General features: G+C 52.7%; 21 protein-coding genes. 11 read left to right on the top strand and 10 right to left on the bottom strand.

Features of this window, described 5'->3' with window-relative positions; all coding sequences use genetic code 11:
- The 6 genes from VFO10_RS02550 to VFO10_RS02525 form a co-directional block, all read right to left on the bottom strand.
- Positions 1 to 367 (bottom strand): hypothetical protein (locus VFO10_RS02550; RefSeq protein ID WP_325137103.1); only part of this gene is annotated, 367 nt, incomplete at its 3' end.
- A gap of 3 nt (positions 368 to 370) precedes the next feature.
- Positions 371 to 754, bottom strand: coding sequence for a hypothetical protein (locus VFO10_RS02545; RefSeq protein WP_325137102.1), 384 nt, complete (start codon positions 752 to 754; stop codon positions 371 to 373).
- A 686-nt stretch (positions 755 to 1440) separates the two neighbouring features.
- Positions 1441 to 1848 carry a hypothetical protein gene (locus VFO10_RS02540; protein WP_325137101.1) on the bottom strand — a complete coding sequence of 136 codons (408 nt, stop codon included), beginning with the start codon at positions 1846 to 1848 and terminating at the stop codon, positions 1441 to 1443.
- 131 nt (positions 1849 to 1979) lie between these two features.
- Positions 1980 to 3134 (bottom strand): ATP-binding protein, encoded by a 1155-nt coding sequence (locus VFO10_RS02535; protein ID WP_349259344.1) that lies wholly within the window; start codon positions 3132 to 3134, stop codon positions 1980 to 1982.
- A 179-nt stretch (positions 3135 to 3313) separates the two neighbouring features.
- Complete coding sequence (locus tag VFO10_RS02530; protein WP_325137099.1) at positions 3314 to 3829, bottom strand: GNAT family N-acetyltransferase; 516 nt, start codon at positions 3827 to 3829, stop codon at positions 3314 to 3316.
- A gap of 80 nt (positions 3830 to 3909) precedes the next feature.
- On the bottom strand, positions 3910 to 4473 hold the full coding sequence (locus VFO10_RS02525) for an FMN-binding negative transcriptional regulator (protein ID WP_325137098.1): 564 nt from the start codon (positions 4471 to 4473) through the stop codon (positions 3910 to 3912).
- Positions 4474 to 4563: 90 nt separating this feature from the next.
- On the opposite strand from VFO10_RS02525, the gene VFO10_RS02520 reads away from it, so the two are divergent.
- Together VFO10_RS02520 and VFO10_RS02515 are read left to right on the top strand one after the other, a co-directional pair.
- Positions 4564 to 6063, top strand: coding sequence for a PLP-dependent aminotransferase family protein (locus VFO10_RS02520; protein ID WP_325137097.1), 1500 nt, complete (start codon positions 4564 to 4566; stop codon positions 6061 to 6063).
- Between the two features lie 15 nt (positions 6064 to 6078).
- On the top strand, positions 6079 to 6282 hold the full coding sequence (locus VFO10_RS02515; RefSeq protein ID WP_325137096.1) for a hypothetical protein: 204 nt from the start codon (positions 6079 to 6081) through the stop codon (positions 6280 to 6282).
- An 18-nt stretch (positions 6283 to 6300) separates the two neighbouring features.
- Here the strand turns inward: VFO10_RS02515 and VFO10_RS02510 are convergent, their stop codons facing one another.
- The 3 genes from VFO10_RS02510 to VFO10_RS02500 all read right to left on the bottom strand — a co-directional run bounded on the left by VFO10_RS02510 (position 6301) and on the right by VFO10_RS02500 (position 9967).
- On the bottom strand, positions 6301 to 7236 hold the full coding sequence (locus VFO10_RS02510; protein ID WP_325137095.1) for a hypothetical protein: 936 nt from the start codon (positions 7234 to 7236) through the stop codon (positions 6301 to 6303).
- Between the two features lie 330 nt (positions 7237 to 7566).
- A complete protein-coding gene (locus tag VFO10_RS02505; protein WP_325137094.1) occupies positions 7567 to 9108 on the bottom strand; it encodes an ATP-binding protein in 1542 nt (513 codons plus the stop codon).
- A complete protein-coding gene (locus VFO10_RS02500; protein WP_325137093.1) occupies positions 9047 to 9967 on the bottom strand; it encodes a hypothetical protein in 921 nt (306 codons plus the stop codon). The genes VFO10_RS02505 and VFO10_RS02500 overlap by 62 nt, the downstream gene beginning before the upstream one ends.
- A gap of 273 nt (positions 9968 to 10240) precedes the next feature.
- Between VFO10_RS02500 and VFO10_RS02495 the strand changes: the two genes are divergently transcribed.
- The 3 genes from VFO10_RS02495 to VFO10_RS02485 all read left to right on the top strand — a co-directional run bounded on the left by VFO10_RS02495 (position 10241) and on the right by VFO10_RS02485 (position 12346).
- Positions 10241 to 10801, top strand: a complete 561-nt coding sequence (locus VFO10_RS02495) for a hypothetical protein (protein WP_325137092.1) — start codon at positions 10241 to 10243, stop codon at positions 10799 to 10801.
- A 227-nt stretch (positions 10802 to 11028) separates the two neighbouring features.
- On the top strand, positions 11029 to 11787 hold the full coding sequence (locus VFO10_RS02490) for a TIGR02147 family protein (protein WP_325137105.1): 759 nt from the start codon (positions 11029 to 11031) through the stop codon (positions 11785 to 11787).
- 16 nt (positions 11788 to 11803) lie between these two features.
- Entirely contained in the window at positions 11804 to 12346 is a 543-nt protein-coding gene (locus VFO10_RS02485; protein WP_325137091.1) for a hypothetical protein, read from the top strand.
- Position 12347: 1 nt separating this feature from the next.
- Here the strand turns inward: VFO10_RS02485 and VFO10_RS02480 are convergent, their stop codons facing one another.
- Positions 12348 to 13457 (bottom strand): alkaline phosphatase, encoded by a 1110-nt coding sequence (locus tag VFO10_RS02480; protein ID WP_325137090.1) that lies wholly within the window; start codon positions 13455 to 13457, stop codon positions 12348 to 12350.
- Positions 13458 to 13770: 313 nt separating this feature from the next.
- Between VFO10_RS02480 and VFO10_RS02475 the strand changes: the two genes are divergently transcribed.
- From VFO10_RS02475 to VFO10_RS02450, 6 genes are all read left to right on the top strand, one after another.
- The gene (locus VFO10_RS02475) at positions 13771 to 14823 is read left to right on the top strand and encodes an SGNH/GDSL hydrolase family protein (protein ID WP_325137089.1); all 1053 of its coding nucleotides are present in this window, start codon (positions 13771 to 13773) and stop codon (positions 14821 to 14823) included.
- A gap of 183 nt (positions 14824 to 15006) precedes the next feature.
- Positions 15007 to 15693: a hypothetical protein gene (locus VFO10_RS02470; protein WP_325137088.1), complete on the top strand. Its 687-nt coding sequence runs from the start codon at positions 15007 to 15009 to the stop codon at positions 15691 to 15693.
- A gap of 1 nt (position 15694) precedes the next feature.
- Positions 15695 to 16285: a hypothetical protein gene (locus VFO10_RS02465; RefSeq protein WP_325137087.1), complete on the top strand. Its 591-nt coding sequence runs from the start codon at positions 15695 to 15697 to the stop codon at positions 16283 to 16285.
- Positions 16286 to 16629: 344 nt separating this feature from the next.
- Positions 16630 to 17514: an EcsC family protein gene (locus VFO10_RS02460; RefSeq protein ID WP_325137086.1), complete on the top strand. Its 885-nt coding sequence runs from the start codon at positions 16630 to 16632 to the stop codon at positions 17512 to 17514.
- A gap of 154 nt (positions 17515 to 17668) precedes the next feature.
- Positions 17669 to 18100: a CBS domain-containing protein gene (locus VFO10_RS02455; RefSeq protein ID WP_325137085.1), complete on the top strand. Its 432-nt coding sequence runs from the start codon at positions 17669 to 17671 to the stop codon at positions 18098 to 18100.
- A gap of 172 nt (positions 18101 to 18272) precedes the next feature.
- A complete protein-coding gene (locus VFO10_RS02450) occupies positions 18273 to 19892 on the top strand; it encodes a flavin monoamine oxidase family protein (protein ID WP_325137084.1) in 1620 nt (539 codons plus the stop codon).
- Positions 19893 to 19894 lie beyond the last annotated feature (2 nt).

Raw genomic sequence — 19894 nt, 5'->3', positions numbered from 1 at the left:
GCCTTGGTATTGGCTGAAGGGTTTTAGTTAGCCAGAAGCGAAATTTGAAAGCCCGCAACCACCTTGGAGCTGGAAGAATGAAGTTATAACGATCATCGGCTAAAAAATAGGCTGAGATTGTTGGCAAGTCGACCAGCATCTCGTTGCGGTAATAACCGATAACGGGTTTGACGAAAAGGCCCCACGGAGTCTTAAGCCAGCGGGTTTCATCGCCGTCTGCATTGCTTGCACCAGTGAGTCTTTTATTCAGCTTTCTTTGCGTTTGGCCTCTTAAAAGCAAAAAGCACAGCCCTATTCCCAAAATTACTAGAACAACGGCCATGCTCTTTGAAGAAAAGAGGATTCGCTGCAGCGAATCCATTTTCATTGCTTATGCCCTCCCCGCCTCTGTTTTGCTTTCATTTTTGCTCTCTTTTTTTGTTGGTGGGGTCGCTGCTGCTGGTTTGACCAGCAACGTATTGAGGTCAGCTTGGGCAATGACACGAATAACTTTAAAATCACCATCCTTACCTTTGGCCTCGACTTCGCAAAGCCATTCGCCGCTCTGGGGCGGTTCGAAGTCGCAATTGACTTCCTTGCTAGACATTTTTTTTATTTTGCTCTTAGCGATTTTTGAATATTGACTATCAGCGTAGTCAACATCCGCAATGTAGGTTGCACCTACAGTAATTTCTTTTCCTGACTCTTTGTCTTTGAAGGATGAGGCTTCGCGAAAGATAGACTGCTTGAAGCGTAGGATTGTCAAAATTAACATTTTTTTCTCCTTAGTTAATATTCAAGGTTTACGTTAGGGTCGATCGGGAACAGATTGATTCTAAGTCTGCATTTTTCACCTCCTTTATTTTTAGAATATCGACAAACCGTGTTACTGATTTCTATTTCATCTATCGGAAATCAATTTTTGTTTGACTTGAAATTCTTCTTAATACGCTTGCATCATTGAAGTTTATTCCGCGCAGGCCTTTGTCGTTGGCCTCGTGAGTGTCTTTGTCATGATTTACGAGGGGGGTTTTGCTGGTGATATTTATTGGGTGAGGAGGGGATGTGATCTTATTTTGATAACGATCGTTGCGGAGAAAATCAAGATGAGCGGAGGCATCGCGATCAGGACCTGACTTCAAACAAATCCAGGCGGACTGGAAACCAATTTCCGATACCCCCTTTAACTGGCCAGTTACTAGGTCAAAAAAAGCATCACTCACATTTTGAAGCTATCAGTTACCACCCTTTCTGCAGGGTATGGCACCTAATCTATTGCGTATTTTGGACATATAGCGAAATGGTAGACACGCTGGATTCAAAATCCTGTGTCCGCAAGGACGTGTCAGTTCGAGTCTGACCTGAGGTACCAAAAAAAGCGCTTGAACAGGCGCTTTTTTTGTTTGTGTTTTAAGTGTGGTTAGCTCGCTGCGTTCCGCATCTCGCACAATATTGATCGACCTAATTTCGGTTTAAGAATGCAAGCTTACTCGGACGACAAGCGATTACTGAGCTAATACCAGGCAAGCGACGTAAAAATTTCTCATCATTCGTCAAGAAGTAGTCAGCTTCCACTACCACGGATTCAGCATACTGCCGTCCATCATTGTGCATCTTTTCAGGTAGCATGCTACTAAATGTTGCGAAGCATCTATCTCGATCCACGGCGATACCGTTTCTCCCTTCCTCCAAGTAAACATCATGGCGATGCTCAATCAAGCGATCCAGCAGTGATGAGTGCGTGTTTTGCTTTATGATGCTTTTAATTCTGGAAATTTCGTCCAGGGCCAGATCTGAAAATAGAAAGGTGAAATGGGCTACACGATCTAGTGCGTACAATTTTCGTAGAGCATCAATTTCCAGGAACATTTTTTCATCGATTTGTCTGCCCTAATGACGTTCCCAGAATAACAATTCGGCTTCAATTTCCCTCTGCCCTTCTATAAGAAATCCTTCGAAGAACGCGACATAGGTCAATAGATTGGTATCAAAAAATAACCTCATTCAGCTCTGACTTTCACCAGTGGAATAGCTTCAACATCATCTGCTAGTGGAAAAGAAAGGGTTCCAGGATAAACAACATAAAGCTTCTCAAGTCCCAAGGTTTCCTTGGCGGCAAGCATAGATTTAGTCAACTTTGGACTCTCAGTAAATTTAATTTCATAACCGACAGGCCGTCCATTTTGAAACGTGAGAAGATCCAATTCCGCTTGCTGATGGACTGCCCAAAAGAATATTTCTTCAGGTCTCAATGACAGTTGTCGCAGGAGTTCCTCCATCGCAAATCCTTCCCACGACGCCCCCATCTTTGGGTTGATCTGCAGCTCGCCTAAAGACGAAACACCCCACAAATGATGCAGGATCCCCGAATCTCGAAAATAAACTTTGGGGGCTTTAACCTGACGTTTCGAGATATTTGCGTGCCAGGGTTGAAGCCGCCTAACCATGAACGTACCTTCAAGAATATCAAGATACCGTCGCACTGTCGCATCCGAGATATCCAATGATCTGGCAAGATCGGAATGGTTCAAAACCTGCCCATGGACATGGCTGAGCATCATCCAAAAGCGTCGCATGGCCGAAGCAGCGATGTTAAATCCAAGCTGTGGAATATCGCGTTCTAGAAAAGTACGGACGTAGGATTCTCTCCACAACGTACTATCAGCATCGGAATCAGCAAGGAACGACCGGGGATAACCACCTCGTACCCATAACTTCTCCAACTCAGAGGCTCCAACCTCCCGTGAATCGAAAGGGTGAACATCAATATAGCGGATGCGTCCAGCTAGCGATTCAGAAGCGCCCTTTATCAAATCAAGGGATGCGCTTCCTAGAATGAGAAATTGTCGGACATTTGGTTGATTGTCAGCCAGAACACGCAGGACGGGAAACAGCTCCGGCATACGCTGAATCTCGTCAATGATAATTAAGCCATCGAGAGATTCCAAAGCCAAGCGAGGGTTCGCCAACCTCGCCAAAGCTATCGGATCTTCAAGATCAAAATAGTGAGTCAGAGGAATGGCGCCACCATAACGCTCTGAGGCATATTGACGAGCCATTGTCGTTTTGCCAACCTGCCTGGCTCCTATAAGGGCTACAATCGGAAAAACAGTCCATGATCTCTCAATGGTGTTCAAATATTCTTTTCGTTTCAAGGTATTACCATTTTTCATGAAAATTCGATACTAAATATCGAATTTTCACAATATGTCTTAATTCCCTTGAATGCAAGGGTAAACGATACGAGTCTGACCAGAGGTACCAATCCTTAGCTGAGATGGGTTTCCCAGCGCAACTACTAGACCTTGGCTCTTATAACTCACGACACTTTCAGTCAGAGGGCAGGTCGGCCTTCAAAGAGCTGATGTTCCATGCCTTCGTAATCAATCACCTGCCGATAACGGAAGCCAATTTTTTCCAAAACACGGATCGAGGCGCTGTTTTGTTTCACGGCAAACCCATAGAGGGAATGCGCACCGACCTTGTGAAAGAGGTAGTCACGCATGGCCAGCGCCGCCTCACTTGCGTAACCTTGACCCCAATGCGCCAGCAGCAAGCGATAACCCATCTCCATCTCGGGCCTGGACTCGAATTCAAAAAAATCGGCGCCGCAGGTTCCTATAAAAACTCCATCCTGCTTGCGAAAGATTGGAAACTTACTGATGCCATGCCTGTCGAAGGTATCCATACGTTTTTGAATTTTAGCGTTGAGGTCGTTAGCGTCACGGGCCAGATAAACACCAGGACTTGCAAAGCAGTTATAGCCGATATCCTTGGACATCGTTACATAGTGCGGCGCATCCGCGAGGCTCCAGGGACGTAGGATCAGTCGTGGGGTTTCAATCTGCATGACCGGCCTCCTTATGAGGCCGATCCTCGCATAGAATTGAGAGAGCGTCACGGGGTTTCAGCCTGCGTGCGGAACTTTATCTAGACATGCATGGTGTTCATGAAACTATGAGCGTGAAGCTGCTCCTGAGGATTCCGATTCTGGCCCAGTTTCCATTTGCTCGTCAGCGATTCGATCGTGAAATGAAGCACGGTGATCATCTTCAGCGAGGGTCCATAGAAATCGAGGTTAGCCTGGATCGGAAGATAACCGCCCTCCGGCTGATAGCGTTTCATCATCGAATCCAGGATAGCTGCAGCTTCATGCTCCGCTTCGATAACCCGTGCACTGGCCCTGATCTGAACAAAGCGGTAGAACATCGTGGCGAAGCTCGCATCCTCGGGGTGCTTCGCATACGAGGGAACATAGCCATGAAAATCCGTGAAGACCAAAGTGGCCTGCGGATTTTGCTGGAGCTGCTTCAGCTGGGGATCCTGCCGATGCAGATGTAAGTAAATATTCTGGTCCTCGACCAAGGGGTTAAAAAAGCCGGTTTCAGGGGGACCCGTATGCTCGGATGTTATCAGAAGACAATAAGGGCGTTGCCGCAGAAACTGCTGGACCATGGATGGCGACTGGGGTTGATAGATGGGATAGAGTTGCATGTTTCTGTCCTCCTTTATTCTCACTTTGCCTTGCTCCTGGTATAGTGAGGAGTACCAGTTTTCGTTTTTCTATTATACCAGGTTAACTATATGAATTTATTATCAATATTCGTCAATCAGGACGCAGGCCCGATTTATCGTCAGGTGGCTTCGGCCGTTCAGCGGGCGATTCAAAGAGGCATTCTGCGCGCGGGTGAACAGCTGCCATCGGCCCGTGAGCTCGCAGATCAGCTTCAGGTGAACCGGCATACCGTTCGAGCGGCTTATGAAGAGCTCCTGGCTGAAGGCTGGATTCGTGCGGAAGAACGCATCGGCTATTTCGTGGCGAATGATTTCCCGCAGGACTTCACAGGCCAGCCAGGTCTTTTGCGAGCCACGGGACCGGGATTGATCTGGGAAAAACTAAAGCAAAGCGGTGCGGAAAGCTCTCGATTGGGGCGGGCCGAGGAACCTCAGGTTGCAGCGTTTCCCTTTAATCTTCAAAGCAGTGTGCCGGACCTGAGACTCTTTCCGGTGCAGGAACTCAAATCATGTTTTTCAAGAGCATTGCGGCAGCTCACCTCGCATCTTGATTATCATGGGGCGCAGGGCGATCCCTTGCTTTTAAGTGTCCTGAGCGATCTGGTCCGCCAGCAGAGGCAGTTGACTGCGCATGAACTGATACTAACCCAAGGATCGCAGGAAGCCATTTTTATAGCCGCAAGTCTTCTCCTCAAGCCCGGTTGCGCGGTGGCCGTCGAGGAAAAAGGCTATCAACCCGCCTGGCAATGTTTCCGACATTTTGGGGCCGAGCTGGTGCCAATTCGTTTGGATGGGGAAGGCATAGTGCCTGAGGATTTGGAACGCCGTCTTCAGGAAAAGCGGATTGATCTGCTTTACCTTACGCCCATGCATCAGTATCCAACGACTGTGACCCTGACACCGGCTCGCCGGGCGCGTATTATGAGTCTACTCCGCGTTCATCGCGTGCCTTTGCTCGAAGATGATTACGATCACGATGTGCACTTTGATTCCTTTCCTCCGCTGCCGATGGCCGCCCAGGATCCGGAGCAGTTGGTGATTTATGTTTCCACCTTATCGAAGTTAATTTTTCCCGGCGCACGGCTTGGGTTTATGGCTGTTCCTGCGGCTACACTGCCCTGGTTTATTCAAATGAAGGCTTTTACATCGCGGGTGAACGAAACGCTGGCGTCGCGAGCTGTAGCCCTTTGGATACAGGATGGTGGATTTGAGCGGCATCTGCGACGCCTCAGACGAATCTATCGCGAGAGGCGGGATCATCTAATAGAGCGTCTCACAGCGCAGGCCTTTTTTCGTGATCACTGTGCGTTTATCGCGCCGCTTGGCGGAATGAACCTTTGGCTGGATATTGGCTGTCATCCTGGAAAAATTGTAGAAAAGGCCAGACAGCAGGGGCTGCTTTTATCAGGCGAGCATCTTTATTTAACGGCCGATCGCCGCCACGAAGCCAGGCATCTCCGCTTGGGGTATGCAGCTCATGATGAACGGGAAATGAAAAAGGGTTTGGGTATTCTGCAGAAGATTTTACAAGAGGAAAACCCTGACACAGATGTCCAGGGCAGGAGTTGAACAGCAGATTACGGCATGCGACAACGCCTCTTGCACATACTGGGAGTTCCCAGGCCTGATGAGGAAAAGCTGGGGCGCGGTCAGCAGCTCCTGGATATGGTCCAGCTCAAGAGGACCGGCTTTCCTGATGAGCTGACCATACCCGAAGCATTGGAGCAATCCTTGATGGATAGAGACTTTCTCCCCTTCCGCTTGGTTTTATACCTGCCCCGCAGCTAGGGAACGGAATGGAGCGGACTACTGCATTTGATCGTCGAAGCAGACCATGGTTTTGCGCGCTGGATAGAAAAATCCAATCGCCCCGCACATTTCTGTGGGATAGCTGAGCGGCTTATCAATCTTGTCTTTATATGTGCAGTCCACGATCAGCTCATCGCCTTTTCGCACCTGAATCTGCTCGAGATAGGCGGGAGGGACGGCGGTGAAATGAGGATTCCATGCATGATCGATGAGAGTCATGGTCTCGCCTTCTTTTCTCTTTAGAGTTACTTTAACGTGCTTGCCATACTCATGCATGTGCCCGGCCGTCATGAAAAAGGTCAAATCCTCGCGCATTGTACAGCGCCCTTGAGCCTCGCGATGCTTGTCCTCGGGATTAAGGTACAGCTTCGATGTGCTTACAAAGAAGAAGTCCGCGATTTTATCAGAGGGTTCGGGCTTTCTGCTTTGGATATGGAACACAGCCTGACCACGGAGGGGCTGATTCGTATAGTTCAGCCAGTGGGTTTGAATCATGATTTGCTGGCCTTTGGCGGCGCGGAAGAGGACACCGGCAGGAAGATTCACCTTGGTGCCCGGACCGGTTGGTGAATCACCGCCAGTTCCTGCGAGAAAGGTGGTTTCTTCCTGCATGCTTTCTTCAATGCTGCCACACTCGTAGGTTCCTGGAGCGCGATGCTTCTTCACTGTGTAAAGCACGGCATGGTGAGCCCCAACTGATGATTGAAAGGCACCGTAACTTTCGATGTAGAGATCGTCGGCAAGCTCACCTTCCAGGTACGTGCAAAGGATAGCTTCCTTGCCCGCCTTCACCTCGCCGAGTATCGGCGTTTGGATTTCCAGGACGCCGGGATCAGGCGCGGGCACGTTAAAGCCAGGGAGACGCCCAGGAGCATCCGCCATGAGAGGGATGGTGAAAATCAGGGAAAGATAGCAGCTGTGCAGTATACGCATAAGAACTCCTATGGATTCCATGAGTTTTTCAGGTGTGATGGAGCGAACATTAGAGGGAAGCGTGGCAGCCTGCAAATCAATAGGAGAAAAGTTTCTCTAATTTATGAATTGCAAGAATTTCTTCAGCAGCCATAGGTACTGACTTTTCCGGTATTCTCTATGAATTTTAGTGGATGATTTTGCAGTGTGCGCTTCAGCCTGCAAACGCATGAGCTGTGCCGGCAGCTGGGTGCACCAAAGGGTCGCGCATACTGTTTTGGACCGTTCGGAGAAACTAGATAAGAGTCTAATGCCGGTGCTGAGACTTAACCTCTGGTAGACGCCCAATGCTCATCCCGCCTTTCGCAGCGCCGCGCGGGCTTTGGGTATCCGCAGCGCGATCAAGGTACCCCGACCTTCCTCGCTGGAAATCGTGAGACTGCCGCCGGCATTTTCCACGGCCTGCTGGACGGCGTGCATGCCGACGCCGCGGCCTGAGATATCGGTGACGTTCTCCGAGGTGGACATGCCGCTGAGGAAGATGAGGCCGAGCCTTTGCTCCCGGGACATGGTGCCGAGGCTGCTTTCGTCGATATGCCCATTTTTTAGGGCTTTTTGAATGACTTTGGTGAGATTGACGCCGCGGCCGTCATCGGCGAATGTGATGTGCCAGGCGTCGGTATCCGCGCGGCAGTTGATGACGATCGAGCCGCGGATGGGTTTATGGATGGATTCACGCTCGTCTGGTGATTCAAGGCCATGGTCGATGGCGTTGCGGACGAGGTGGATCAGCGAATGCATCACGGGACGCATGACCTCGGGATCCATGCGGGTGTCGGTGCCTTCGATTTTGATCTCGACGGATTTTTCCAGGCGTGAGGCGAGACGCTCGCCGTATTCGGGAAGGGCGCCGATGAGCACCCGGGCCTGCTTATAGCGCATGTCCGCGACCCAGTCGTTCACGCGGGAACGCATCTCCTCGCTGCTGCTGCTCTCGCCGATGCGCAGAACGATGTCGTCGAGCTGCCTTTGCTCGATGACCAGGGTGCTATCCGTGCTGTCGCCCGAGAAATTGATCTGAAGGATCTCGTAGTTTTCCTGCAGGAAGAGTTCGAATTCCTTGATGTCTATGGAATCCAGGCCGATATCCGGCAGATCCTCGATGTTATGGATAAGGGTGGCTATATCCATAAGGTCGAAGGCCGCAGCGTTCCCTTTGATGGTATGCATCTCGGCCCGGACTTTGCTGTGCTCGCCGGCGCGGACAAATTTCCTGGTCAGGTTAAGACGGGCCTTCGTCTCGTCCAGGAAATTGCGGAAAGCCTCGATCTCCCGTAAAAGCCTGACCAAAGTCTTGTGACGCGTGTTCTCACGCTCGACTTTTTCCAGACTGGTCGCGTCAGCGATGGTAAAGAGGAGACTCGAAACCTCATGCCCACTGCGGACGGTCGTCACCTGCACATGAAGCATCCGCTCACTGATGTGGAGGCGACTGGGAATCTGCCGCAGAGTCATCTCTTCCGGCAGGAAGTCCTCGAAGGCCTGTTCAATGAAGGCTTCATAAAGCGCGACATTCCGATGGTCCTGCAGGTGGAAGAGCTCGCGAAAAGGCAGGCCGGCTCGCAGATTATCCCCCAGAAGATCGAGGCAGCTCTTGCTGAAACCTTCACGCAGACGAAGATCGCGACCCAGGAGGAGGAAACCAAACTTCACGTTATCGAGTATGGTATTGATGGTCACCGTGCGCTCGGCCACAATCTTTTCCAGATTCTGGTTCACACCCTGAAGATCGGCGTTCTTCCGGGCAATCTCGCTGTTCAGTCGGGCGACGTTATCCGTCATCTGATCGAAGGACTGGGCCAGCGAGGTCCACCGCACTGCGAAAACGCGCAAGATCAAAATCCCCGGTCTTTTTCACCTGACCCAATTCCTGCAGATGCTCGATGATGGGCGTGACGCTCTGCGAGACAAGCTGAAGACCGAGCGGCAGGGTTTTCTGCATGGAACTGTTCGTTCCGTAAAAGTTCGGATCTTCATTCAGAGCCGTCTGGGAACTGAGGACGATGCGATCCCGATCGGCTTCCTTCAGGAAGGCAGCATAGACGCTGGCCTGAATGCGCTCCTTATCCGTGATCACAGCGCGCGCGTGAATCTCCTCCACGAAGACAGCGATCTCCTGCATACGATCCTGGATCTGTGGCAAAGCGAGAAGACTCACGTCCATCAGATAATAGGAATCCAGGTCCGGATCGAGGATCAGATTGGATGTGTCGCCGGCATGCGTGATCATGGTTCGAATATGCTGAAAAAGGCTCGCGTAATCCTGCGGCGTAAGAGTCGCAGGATCCTTGTCTATAAGTGACCTGAGTCCAAGCCTCAGCCGCTCCGCTGTGAAAGCTTCGCGATTCCTTTTGCCCAATCCATCAGCTGTGAACTGCAGATCCTTTCCGATTTGGGCATCAACAGTTATAAGCTCCTGCAGATGAGACTCAAGGACCTGACGAATGCCCTGGAGCTGGACTGCTGATTCCGCGTGACCGGCCTTCATCCTGACCACCGCCACGCGATGGCGGCTCAGGTCATCCATGATGCGTTCCAGTGGCTTTTGATAGCTATTCCCAAGGGTTTCCTGAACAGCGAAATCAATATCCTTCTGCTTGGCTGTACTGATCAACGAAAGCATCGTGGCGATCGGCAAGGTGAATGAAAAACCCACGATCGCCAGTTTTGTGCTGATTCGATTTAAAAACACGACCGTTTCCTCGCGCAATGGGACCACCCTGGGGCCATAGGAAAGCTTTCGGATAACCGCGACGTAAGACTTGAGATTTTTTCCGGTATGAATTTTTTTTCAGAGTTTTCCGCCAGTTAAAGGCGAAATCCAACCAAGCCTTTTCGGCCTATCATGCCTGTACCCGGAAAGAGTACACAAACTTCAGCTCAGCCGCGCAGAGTGCTGTCACTCACAGAAGGCTTATGCGAGAAGAGACTCGTCTGAAGAACACACAGAAGGAAAGGGAATCCCATGAAAAAGTCTCTCATCACATTAGGCCTTGCGCTCTTCGCTTCCATCGCTTCTGCTCAAAGCAGCCGCGCTCCCAAAAGCGGGGTCGGCCTTAACATTTACTGCGAGCCGCTTGAAACCATGTATGCGGGCGGCAGCCCACTGTTCAACGAAGCCACTGGCGAATTCACCGAGCTGCAGGATTACCTCGCTGCCAAGCAACTGAACATCTACTGCGAACCTGCTGATCGCATGTATGCGGGCGGCAGCCCATTGTTCAACGAAGCCACCGGCGAATTCACCGAGCTGCAGGACTACCTGGCCCGCAAACGCTGGGCCCGCGGCGTGAATCAGTATTGCGATGCCCTCGGCACGGTTTATATCGGCGGCACTCCACTGTTTGACGAGACGACCGGCCGACGCATCTCGAAAGTCGACTACCTGGCCACCAAAGGATTTAACATTTATTGCGACGCCCTCGGCACTGTGTACGCAGGCGGCAACCCCCTGTTTAACCCAGCCACGGGCCGCACCCAGTCCTTGGCCTCGTATCTGGCGAAAAAATTCGTGATCCTAAGATAAGCCAAAAGGTTTGGTTGTCCCTGACCTCAAAGGCAGGGACAGCTTGACCTACATACTCTTCAGGCTGATCTATTCGTATAGCATTGCATTGACTTAAGGCCCTTCTTAGCCTACTAAAGGTGCGGAATCTTCTCGCGGACCCACTCCTTTCGGTGTCTATGCAATCCATCGTTCATTCCATACTCCTCTCACATCCAGGCATTCCAGCATTGGAAAAGCTCATTGTGATGAAAAAAATGGAAAACAGCGCCTTCACCAAAAACCACCTCACGAGGCGGGTGGGACTCAGCTCGCGCGCTTATCTTACCGATGTTTTCAAAGGTCGGAAAAAACTCAGCGCCCGCTATGTGCGGCCTTTGGTGGCCACGCTGGATCTGGAGGCCTTCGAAGCCTCGTATCTGGAAAAAAAGCTGCTTCTGGAAACCGAATACGCTAAGTCACCCGGCATCCGCGAGGAACTTCAGAACGAACTCGTTATCCTGGAACGCAATTTCCGCTCCATGACTCTGACGGTGGACGACAGCTTCGATGTCTATGCGCTGTCCCTCGTCTATCTGAGCCTCTTCCTTTTCCCCGGGAAAAAAGCCAGTCAGCGCGAACTCATGAAGGTGCTCGACATGCTGCCGGCTGCGACTCTGGAGCGTTCCATCCATTTCCTTTTGGCAAAGAATCTGATCGTCGACCAGGACCATCGACTGGCGGTGAATCCGGAAAAGGATTTTTCCTTTCTGAGCGCCCAGTACAGCGCGGCTCAGGAGGCTGATTATCTGAAGAAGAGCTTCACCGAAGGCATCAACCGTTTGCCGCTGCTGCAGGAAAAGCGGGACGATGTGATCTTTCACAGCTCGATCCTGACGGTCAAACGCAGCGTTTATCGTGAATTCATCAAAAAAATAAAGCAGGATTTCCGAACCTATCATGCGGAGCTCGATCATGAGCATCCGGATACCCTGGTTCGTTTCAATGTACAAATTTATCCACTATGAATATCAGGAGTCCAAGATGAAGACATGGCGTCTCGCACTGGCCAGCGTTGCCCTTTTCGTATCGACCAGCGGTTTTTCCAGGGCTCCGGCCGCCGACTGGAGACAGCAGATGTTCGAGCGTCTCTCGGCCCATCCCGATTTTGAAACGACGCTTTATAATAAGCAGGCTTTGATCATGGAACGCGGCGGCACGTTCTATGCGGCGGTCGCCGTCGTGCAGAGCGAGTTCAGTTCCCTCGTCTGCGCCTATGCCGCGCCTTTTCCCGTGAATATCGGCGACAAGCCCGGGTCCTATGTGCTGAAACCCCGCTATCTCTGCGATTCAGCTGCGAAGCTGAAACCCTACATCGGTTACTTTGAAATCAAGTATCCCTGGTGCGGCGGCGAGGTCTGCGCGAACCCTGCGATCGGCGTCGGCAACCTCGACATTCTTCCTGACTATGATTTCCCCGTGACCAAACTGCCTCGCCTTTTGCCGGTGAAGGTCACAGGGCGCTTCGACTTTCAGTATGATGCTTCGCTGCCCGTCGCCGGGCGGCTGCCGGAACTGAACCCCTGATTCAAAGATTCTGGCTCAGGACCTTGTGGATGGGCTCCAAGCCCAAGGCCTTGACGCTGAGCTGAAAAATTTCGGTGTTATCCAGACTGCGGGCAAAGGCCTCGGCGCCCTGCCCGGTCGCATACACAGGAACGTTGACTCCACTATGGGTCAGCGTTCCGTCCCCGGACTTCGGCATCGTCCACTGATGATCCGGCAGATTTCTGGCCCCACGATTGGCGCCTACTTTCAAACCGCCGGTCTCATGATCCGCCGTGACGATCAGAAGCGTATCGTTTCGTCCTTCCATCCACTTCAGAATCTCCGCCACGCTCTGAGCCAGACCCTGGACTTCATAAACGGTCTTATAAAGATCCGCATGATGCGAAGCCCAATCTATCTTGCCGCCTTCCACCATCAGAAAAAATCCATCAGCATCCGTGCTCAGCATCTGCAGGGCCTTGCGGGTCATTTCATGAAGGCGCGGGGCCTGACCCTGAGGCTCGAATTCCCAGGCGAGTTCACTGCTGGCGAAAAGTCCGGCAATGCGCCGATTGTCGAGATTGCCGGAAAGATTCTCCAGATCGCTGAGATTATTCAGAACGGAATAGCCCTTGTATTGGCACCATTCGGGGTTGATTTCCGTGGCCGCGCCCCACAGAAGATTGGGGCGGGTGTCACTCAGAAGGCTATCGACGATTCCGTTTTTCTTTTCACGGAAATCCTCATGTGCACCGAATCCGGCCGGCGTTGCATGGGACACGGCCACGCTGGTCAGAAGCCCCGTGCTTTTCCCGGAGAGCTTGGCGATCTCGGTGATATTGGGCACATCACGGGCACGGGCGTCACGTCCCACGTAACCATTGATCGTCTTCACGCCGGTTGCCATGGCCGTTGCGGCAGCAGCTGAATCGGTGACCTTGTCCGAAGCGGAGGCCGTGCTCATATCCCCTTTGTGTGGAAACGATTCAAAGTTCAGCGAGCCTTCCCGGCCGTTGAAATACATGCCCGTGGCTTTGATCTGTTCATAGCCCATCCCATCACCGACGACGATGATCAGGTTTTTCACAGGGCTTTGGGCCCAGGACTGCGTGGTGAAGCCAAGGAGCAAAAGCCAGACGCTGCGTTTCATAGGTCCCCCTCTTTACGTTTCTGCATATGTCCGCTGAATGGGGGGCCGAGGTCAAGGCTGCTTTTCCCCACTTTTTGACTCGCCAACGCGCCGGTACCTTACGGTTTTCCAGCGACAAATCCTTGGACATACGGGGGTTTATCAGACCTGATCGTCCGAATGAATTAATCCGGCTAATGCAAAATTAAGTTGTGCAAAATTCGCCCCTTGCCGAGCGGCTTGGGCGACTTAGCCGACGCTTTTAATTTGCATAGGGTCCTGACCGAAAAGATGCCGTTCTTTATGAAGCCGAAACCGGTGAAAGGAAGCATTCATGTTGAAACTCGTCGGCGCTCTTTCGATTTTATCCCTGGGCTTTGCCCTCGCCTGCAAAACCATCGAACAAAATCCTTCGGAAACCAACGCTGCCCGCGATCTGCGCTATGACAGCACTGTTCTGAAAGCGGCCCTGCAAAATCAGCAGGAAAAATTTTCAAGAATCGTGATTTTCGGGGACAGTCTAAGCGACGAATACTGGCTTTACCGGACCACGCTCGGTATCGTTCCGAATCGAACCTATTATAAAGGTCGTTTCAGCAATGGTCCCTTATGGTCCGAATACCTGGGCGAAGGCCTTCAGAGCCCACGGCTTAACCTTGCGACCGGCGCGGCCACGACAGTGAACGATAACAGTCTTCTGCGGCAGCAGATTCCGATCCTGGGCAAGGTCACCTTCCCAAAATCCATAGATAGCAGCGTCGATGACCATATCCGCTCACGTGATTTCAAAACGGATGGCGTTCTTTTCATCGTTTGGGGCGGCCCCAATGATTTCTTCGGCGGCACCATCAACCCCGAACAGATAGCGGCCAACATGAAGACGAGCGCGGAAAAACTTTTGAAGGCGGGCGCCAAACTCCTTTTTGTTCCCGGCATGTTTGATCTGAGCCGCCTGCCGAAGAATGTGCCGGGCGTCACCCGGCCCGACGATGCGACTCTGTCCAAGGCCTCGGTGGAATTTAATGATCGTCTGCAAAAAAATCTGAGCGAGCTGCGACTGGCCTATCCTTCTGCGCAAATCGTCAGCTCCCAACCCGATAGCCTTGTGGAAAGGATCATGCAGAACAGGAGTTTTCTTGACCTTGATAACACCGAGGACGCCTGCTACATCGGTGGCTTTCAGATCGGATCGGGTGGTGACGCCAAAGTAAAATGCGCTGACCCCGACCGCTATGCGTTCTGGGATCGCGTCCATCCCTCGACGCGGGTTCACTGTGCGATCGCCGTGGATTTCATCGGGTCTTTGCAGTCGGCTGGGCTCATCGACGGCAGCATGGACAGCAACCAGCTGCTGAGCACCTGCCGTGAGGTTCGCGGCCAGCGTTGATCAGCCTTGCCCTTCCCATCACTGTGACGCATTAAGCGCCGGTTCAGGCGCTGACTTTCGCTATAATTCCTTGTCATTATGATGGGATAAATTTTTTGAAATATTTCGGAAGAAAGTTCATCCTTCCGTTGGCCCGGGTCCTCCTCGGGTCGACCGATTTTTAACCGTGGATGGATGATTGTCATGCGTCGATTATATTCCTGGGCCCTGATCCTTCTCCTGAATTCAGCGTGCACAACGACGAGCACGCCCGTCTCGGTCTTTCATCGTTTTGATGAGCTGGACATGAGCCGTGAATTCACCAGCCAGACCATTGCCGGCAAGCCCTTTATCCTTAACGTCAGCAATCTGGAATCCCCGCAGGACGCTCTGCGCCTTCTGCAAAAAGAATTCCAGCGCGTGCGTCCTGAATTGCAGGTCAACACCCCTCGCCTGAATGCCACCGAAGAAAAGAATCTGCGCGATATCCTTAAGCGCTTTGCCGGACAGCAGGAATTGCCAGCCGATGGCTACACCTTTATGCAAAAATCCGCTCTGGTTTCCTCGTGGTTTTTGATCGCCGATGTGGAAGAGGCGTCCACTCATCAGAATGTGAAAGAAGAGGATATCAAGGATCAAAAAGGCCAGCGCGTCGATACCAAATACAGCTTTATCAGTTCGCGGGACGTCAGCGTCCGCTACTTTATTTACGACCCTGCCGCCCGTCATCTCGTTTTCTCGGGTCTGGTGCGCTCCACCAGTGAAGCCATCCATGATCGTGTCGGCGGCGGGGATGAACGCGACTACCCAGAATTTCCGAGCCTGGAGAAAGCCCTGGGTCAGAATTTTGAAAAATTCGTACGCGCATTGCCTTCAGCTCAAGGACATTAATATGAAAATCCTTCCCTATGCAGCCCTCGTTCTGACCTTTCTGTCCACGGCCTTGGAAGCCAGGGATCAGATCCCGCGCGAGAAAAAAGCCGCGCTCACTCCTTTGGAATATAATGCTGTGGACCAGACCATCATGTCGGGCACAGGACAGTATGCTCCGAGCATTCGAGGCCTTCGCGAATATATGGATCGCGAGGTCGCATCCGGTTCAGGCGATTATGAACGTCTGAGCCAGCGCCTGGAGGAACTGGAAAGACAGGATGCCTTTGCATTCCGTGCCTCCATGGTCCCTTTTGGGCTGGGTCTTGGCAGTCTTCTGGTGGGTTCACTTTTACGGGAGGATGAAGAGCCGACTGATCCGCGCTTGAAGAGCGTTCATGAGACCGGAGGGCGCCTCATGCTCTATGGTTTGGGCGGTATCGCGGCCGGTTTCCTGGTGAATGTGGCCCTGGCTCCGGGTGAAAGCGATGTCCGTGATTTCATTCAGCTGCATAACGGCCAGGCTTCCACCACTCGTCACGGAGGGGGTTCCCATCTGAGCCTGCGCATACTTTCCGAGAATACGCTCGTCTCGCTATCCTATTCCTTCTGATACGAATCGCTCGCAGCGGACAGGCGGCGGCGCAGCTGATCCTCGTGGGCAAGGGTGGAACGAGCAGCTGCCCCTGGACTGCGCCCGTCACCCAGTCCCAGGGCTCCGTTTCACCTTTCTGGAGCGGCGAGTAGCGGGACCAGCATCCATTCCCCTGAGATTCTGACCTGATGACACAGGATATCCCATCAGCTTGTTAAAAATTCCAAATCAATTTATCGTGAAGACTGTGTGAAAAGTGCGAATTCGCCCAAAATATCCCCACTTTCGTGCAGGTGCTGCAGTTCTGTGCATGCTTTGCAAAAAGATGGATGGATCAGTATGATGGGTTCAAGGGGGATATTATGGCAAACGTTTTAACAGCTCAGCAGCGGCACTTCATCGAGGAAGCGGCTCAGTTCCTTGAAAAGCCATCGGCTCTGGTCAAGGCCACGGATCGGCTCGGCAAGCCCCTGGACAAGCTTCAGGATTATCTGCCTGAGCCTTTGCAGCAGCTGGTGAAACAGGCGCTGAATCACGCCCTGAAATCCGCGCTGCAGGCGGCGATCAAAACTCTTCCCAACCAGCCGCCCCAGACGCTGTCCTGGGACGCTGCGCATGAACTCACGCGCCGCATCGCCTGGCGGCATACTGCGGCTGTCACCACAACAGGAGCCATCGGCGGCGCACTGGGAACAGGGGCCATGCTCATCGAGCTGCCCCTGACGACCAGCCTTATTCTTCGCAGCATCTCCAGCATGGCCCAGGAATGGGGCCATGATCTGAGGCAGCCCGATATTCAGCTGCAGTGCCTCTATGTGTTCACTCTGGGTTCGCCCCGAACCAGCGCCGATGATGAGATGGATGCCGCCTATATCAGCGCGCGCCTCGCCTATCATGGTCTGATTCGCGAGCTGGCGAGTTTTATCAGCACGCATTCTCTGAAAGAAGTTCTTCTGACTTTGGAAAAAGGCACGCTGCCCGCGCTCGTGAAATTCGCGAGTCTCTTCGTCCCTGCCTTGGAACGCACGCTTCTGCGCGGGGCCTTATCCAAAGGCATTCCCGTGCTGAGCGCGGTCGGTTCCGCAGCTTTGAACGCGGGATTCTGTCAGTATTTTACGCGTGCCGCTCGCTATCATTTTGGCCTGATGCATCTGGAAGCCATCCATGGTGCCGAGGCGGTGCATGATCATTATGCTTGGGCCTGCCGTAGCCGGATGATCTTGCCAGAAATTCGTATGATTTCCTGAGTTCCCGCGCCTCATAATCCGCAGCTGCCTTCGTCCCTCGCAGTCTCAGGCTCGTCGGTACAGGATTTGCACCCCCGCAGGAGCGTGGATACAGATCCGCATGTTCTCTCAACAACTGTCCGTACGGGCATTCAAGACATTCTAGGAGTTACCCATGCTTCTCAGAGACATCATGACTGCGAATCTTGAAGTGATATCGCCTTTCACACCCCTGCAGGAAGCTGCGGAAAAAATGCGAGTTTTTGACACTGGATCCTTGCCGATCTGTGATGGAAAAAAAGTCCTTGGCATGCTCACCGATCGCGATATCGTGGTTCGCGCCGTGGCCAAAGGCATGCATCCCGAGCAGACCATGGTCAGCGATGTGATGACGGAAGATGTTATCTATCTTTTCGAGGATCAGGATGTATCGGAAGCCGTGAAGCTTATGGAGGATCGGCAGATCCGCCGTCTGCTCGTTTTGAATCGCGATCAGGAACTCGTGGGCATCGTGTCCCTCGGGGATCTTTCGCAGTATACCAACGTGCAGGTCGCAGGTCATGTCCTCGAACAGGTTTCCGAGCCTGGCTCCCGCGTGATGCTCTGATCCATGCCCCTGAAAACTCTGCCCCGCCTCAAGCCCACGAGGCGGATGCCCCTGCTCCTTTTTTAAACTGGCGCCCCATCATCACCATGCTATCATGAAAAAAAAATGTCCAGAGCGTGCCTCAGGTCTGAGTCAACGCCTGTGACTCATCACCCCAGGATGAGGATTCACGATGTCGCGCACCCGGCTTATGAAGCGTCTCTCACGTCTGCTTAACGTTGCCATGTTTCAAGAGAGGCGTCAGCTGCGGGATCAGGATGTCAGTGAAGCTCTGGAATGGGGCCGGGAAGCGGTTACACGCCGCCGCTTCCTCACGCAGGCCGGTCTTGCCGGTCTAGGCGTTCCGGCTGCCATGGCCTGCCAGACTCCGGGTTCCGCGCTGCAATCCCCAGCTCCGACCCGTGATGTCGTGATTGTGGGAGGAGGCACGGCGGGACTCACAGCAGCCTACTATCTGGCCAAAGAGGGTGTCGGCAGCGTAATTTATGAAGGATCGGGACGGGTCGGTGGCCGCATGTTCACAGCGCAGAAGTTCAACGACGCCGGCATGTTCTGCGAACTGGGTGGCGAATTCGTGGACACGGAGCACGAGGACATTATCAAACTCTGTCAGGAATTGGGTTTGGCAGTTGATGACCTCATGAGCGATGAAAAATTTCCAATGCAGGAAATCTTTTTCAGCCAGAATAAAGTCCGCACGGAAAAGCAGGTGATCGCCGCCTTCAAACCGCTTGCGCAAAAACTGCTGAAAGATAGCAAGGCCCTTATGGTGGATGGTGAAGTGGAAGTTCCCACCTATCATTCGGATCTGGCCCTTTCGCCTTTGGTGAAGGCCCTGGATCGCATGACCCTGGTCGAATATCTGACCGAGGCTCGCATCGACGGCTGGCTTTTGGATCTCATCAGCAACGCCTATGTCGGGGAATATGGACTTGATGCCGATCAGCAGTCGGCTTTGAATCTGATTATTCTGATCGAGCCCGACACCAAAGAAGGATTTAAAATCTTTGGCGCCAGTGATGAAGCGAAGCGCATCCGGGGTGGCAGTGAAGCTCTGCCGAAGGCTCTGCTCAAAGCCATTCAATCCGCAGTGCCCGTTGAATACGATCACAAACTCATGGCGGTTCGCGATCAGGGCACGCACTTCACACTGCACTTTGATCATTCCGGAAAAACGGTCGAGGTGCATGCCAAACGTTTGATTTTGGCCATGCCCGCTCCCCTGCTGCAGGAACTTGATATGAAAACTTTGGAATTGAGCCCTGTCAAGCGTCAGGCCATTCGTGACTGGGGCTTCGGCACGAACAGCAAGCTCATGCTCGGCTTTCAAAAACGCAGCTGGGAAAAGCCCGATGGTCTGCGCGGTTTCTCCGTGCTGCCCGATCGTCTGGCTCAGGAATTCTGGGACACGAGTCGCGGCCAGGAAGGAAGCCGCGGGATTGTCACCTGCTTTCTTGGGGGAAAGGATGGTCTTGTGATCGCGCCCACCCAACAGGTTCAGTCGCTCGATTTCCTGGATCGCCTTTTTCCCGGTACCAAGGCCGCATTTGATGGCCATCGCATGCTGATGCACTGGCCCAGCCAGGATCTGGCGCGTGGCTCCTACACCTGCAGCAAGCCCGGGCAGTACACCACGATCTATGGAGCGTTCGCGGAAACAGAATTGAACGGGCGCCTTATTTTCGCCGGTGAACACTGCAGTGCGGATTGGTCGGGTTATATGCAGGGCGCGGTGCAGAGCGGGAAGCAGGCCGTGGACCTTCTGCTGGGTCGCAAGCCTGCTGCTGAGTGAAG

Origin of the sequence: Oligoflexus sp., assembly GCF_035712445.1 — a bacterium.
Lineage (GTDB): Bacteria > Bdellovibrionota_B > Oligoflexia > Oligoflexales > Oligoflexaceae > Oligoflexus.
The sequence above is the reverse complement of the archived record's forward strand: the minus strand, read 5'-3'. Positions and strand labels throughout refer to the sequence as shown.

What these genes read in the sequence shown, in the direction of transcription:
- VFO10_RS02545 (WP_325137102.1), bottom strand. Translation starts at nt 754, where the DNA reads ATGTTAATTTTGACAATCCTACGCTTCAAGCAGTCTATCTTTCGCGAA.
- VFO10_RS02540 (WP_325137101.1), bottom strand. Translation starts at nt 1,848, where the DNA reads ATGTTCCTGGAAATTGATGCTCTACGAAAATTGTACGCACTAGATCGT.
- VFO10_RS02530 (WP_325137099.1), bottom strand. Translation starts at nt 3,829, where the DNA reads ATGCAGATTGAAACCCCACGACTGATCCTACGTCCCTGGAGCCTCGCG.
- VFO10_RS02525 (WP_325137098.1), bottom strand. Translation starts at nt 4,473, where the DNA reads ATGCAACTCTATCCCATCTATCAACCCCAGTCGCCATCCATGGTCCAG.
- VFO10_RS02520 (WP_325137097.1), top strand. Translation starts at nt 4,564, where the DNA reads ATGAATTTATTATCAATATTCGTCAATCAGGACGCAGGCCCGATTTAT.
- VFO10_RS02515 (WP_325137096.1), top strand. Translation starts at nt 6,079, where the DNA reads ATGCGACAACGCCTCTTGCACATACTGGGAGTTCCCAGGCCTGATGAG.
- VFO10_RS02510 (WP_325137095.1), bottom strand. Translation starts at nt 7,236, where the DNA reads ATGCGTATACTGCACAGCTGCTATCTTTCCCTGATTTTCACCATCCCT.
- VFO10_RS02495 (WP_325137092.1), top strand. Translation starts at nt 10,241, where the DNA reads ATGAAAAAGTCTCTCATCACATTAGGCCTTGCGCTCTTCGCTTCCATC.
- VFO10_RS02490 (WP_325137105.1), top strand. Translation starts at nt 11,029, where the DNA reads ATGAAAAAAATGGAAAACAGCGCCTTCACCAAAAACCACCTCACGAGG.
- VFO10_RS02485 (WP_325137091.1), top strand. Translation starts at nt 11,804, where the DNA reads ATGAAGACATGGCGTCTCGCACTGGCCAGCGTTGCCCTTTTCGTATCG.
- VFO10_RS02480 (WP_325137090.1), bottom strand. Translation starts at nt 13,457, where the DNA reads ATGAAACGCAGCGTCTGGCTTTTGCTCCTTGGCTTCACCACGCAGTCC.
- VFO10_RS02475 (WP_325137089.1), top strand. Translation starts at nt 13,771, where the DNA reads ATGTTGAAACTCGTCGGCGCTCTTTCGATTTTATCCCTGGGCTTTGCC.
- VFO10_RS02470 (WP_325137088.1), top strand. Translation starts at nt 15,007, where the DNA reads ATGCGTCGATTATATTCCTGGGCCCTGATCCTTCTCCTGAATTCAGCG.
- VFO10_RS02465 (WP_325137087.1), top strand. Translation starts at nt 15,695, where the DNA reads ATGAAAATCCTTCCCTATGCAGCCCTCGTTCTGACCTTTCTGTCCACG.
- VFO10_RS02460 (WP_325137086.1), top strand. Translation starts at nt 16,630, where the DNA reads ATGGCAAACGTTTTAACAGCTCAGCAGCGGCACTTCATCGAGGAAGCG.
- VFO10_RS02455 (WP_325137085.1), top strand. Translation starts at nt 17,669, where the DNA reads ATGCTTCTCAGAGACATCATGACTGCGAATCTTGAAGTGATATCGCCT.
- VFO10_RS02450 (WP_325137084.1), top strand. Translation starts at nt 18,273, where the DNA reads ATGTCGCGCACCCGGCTTATGAAGCGTCTCTCACGTCTGCTTAACGTT.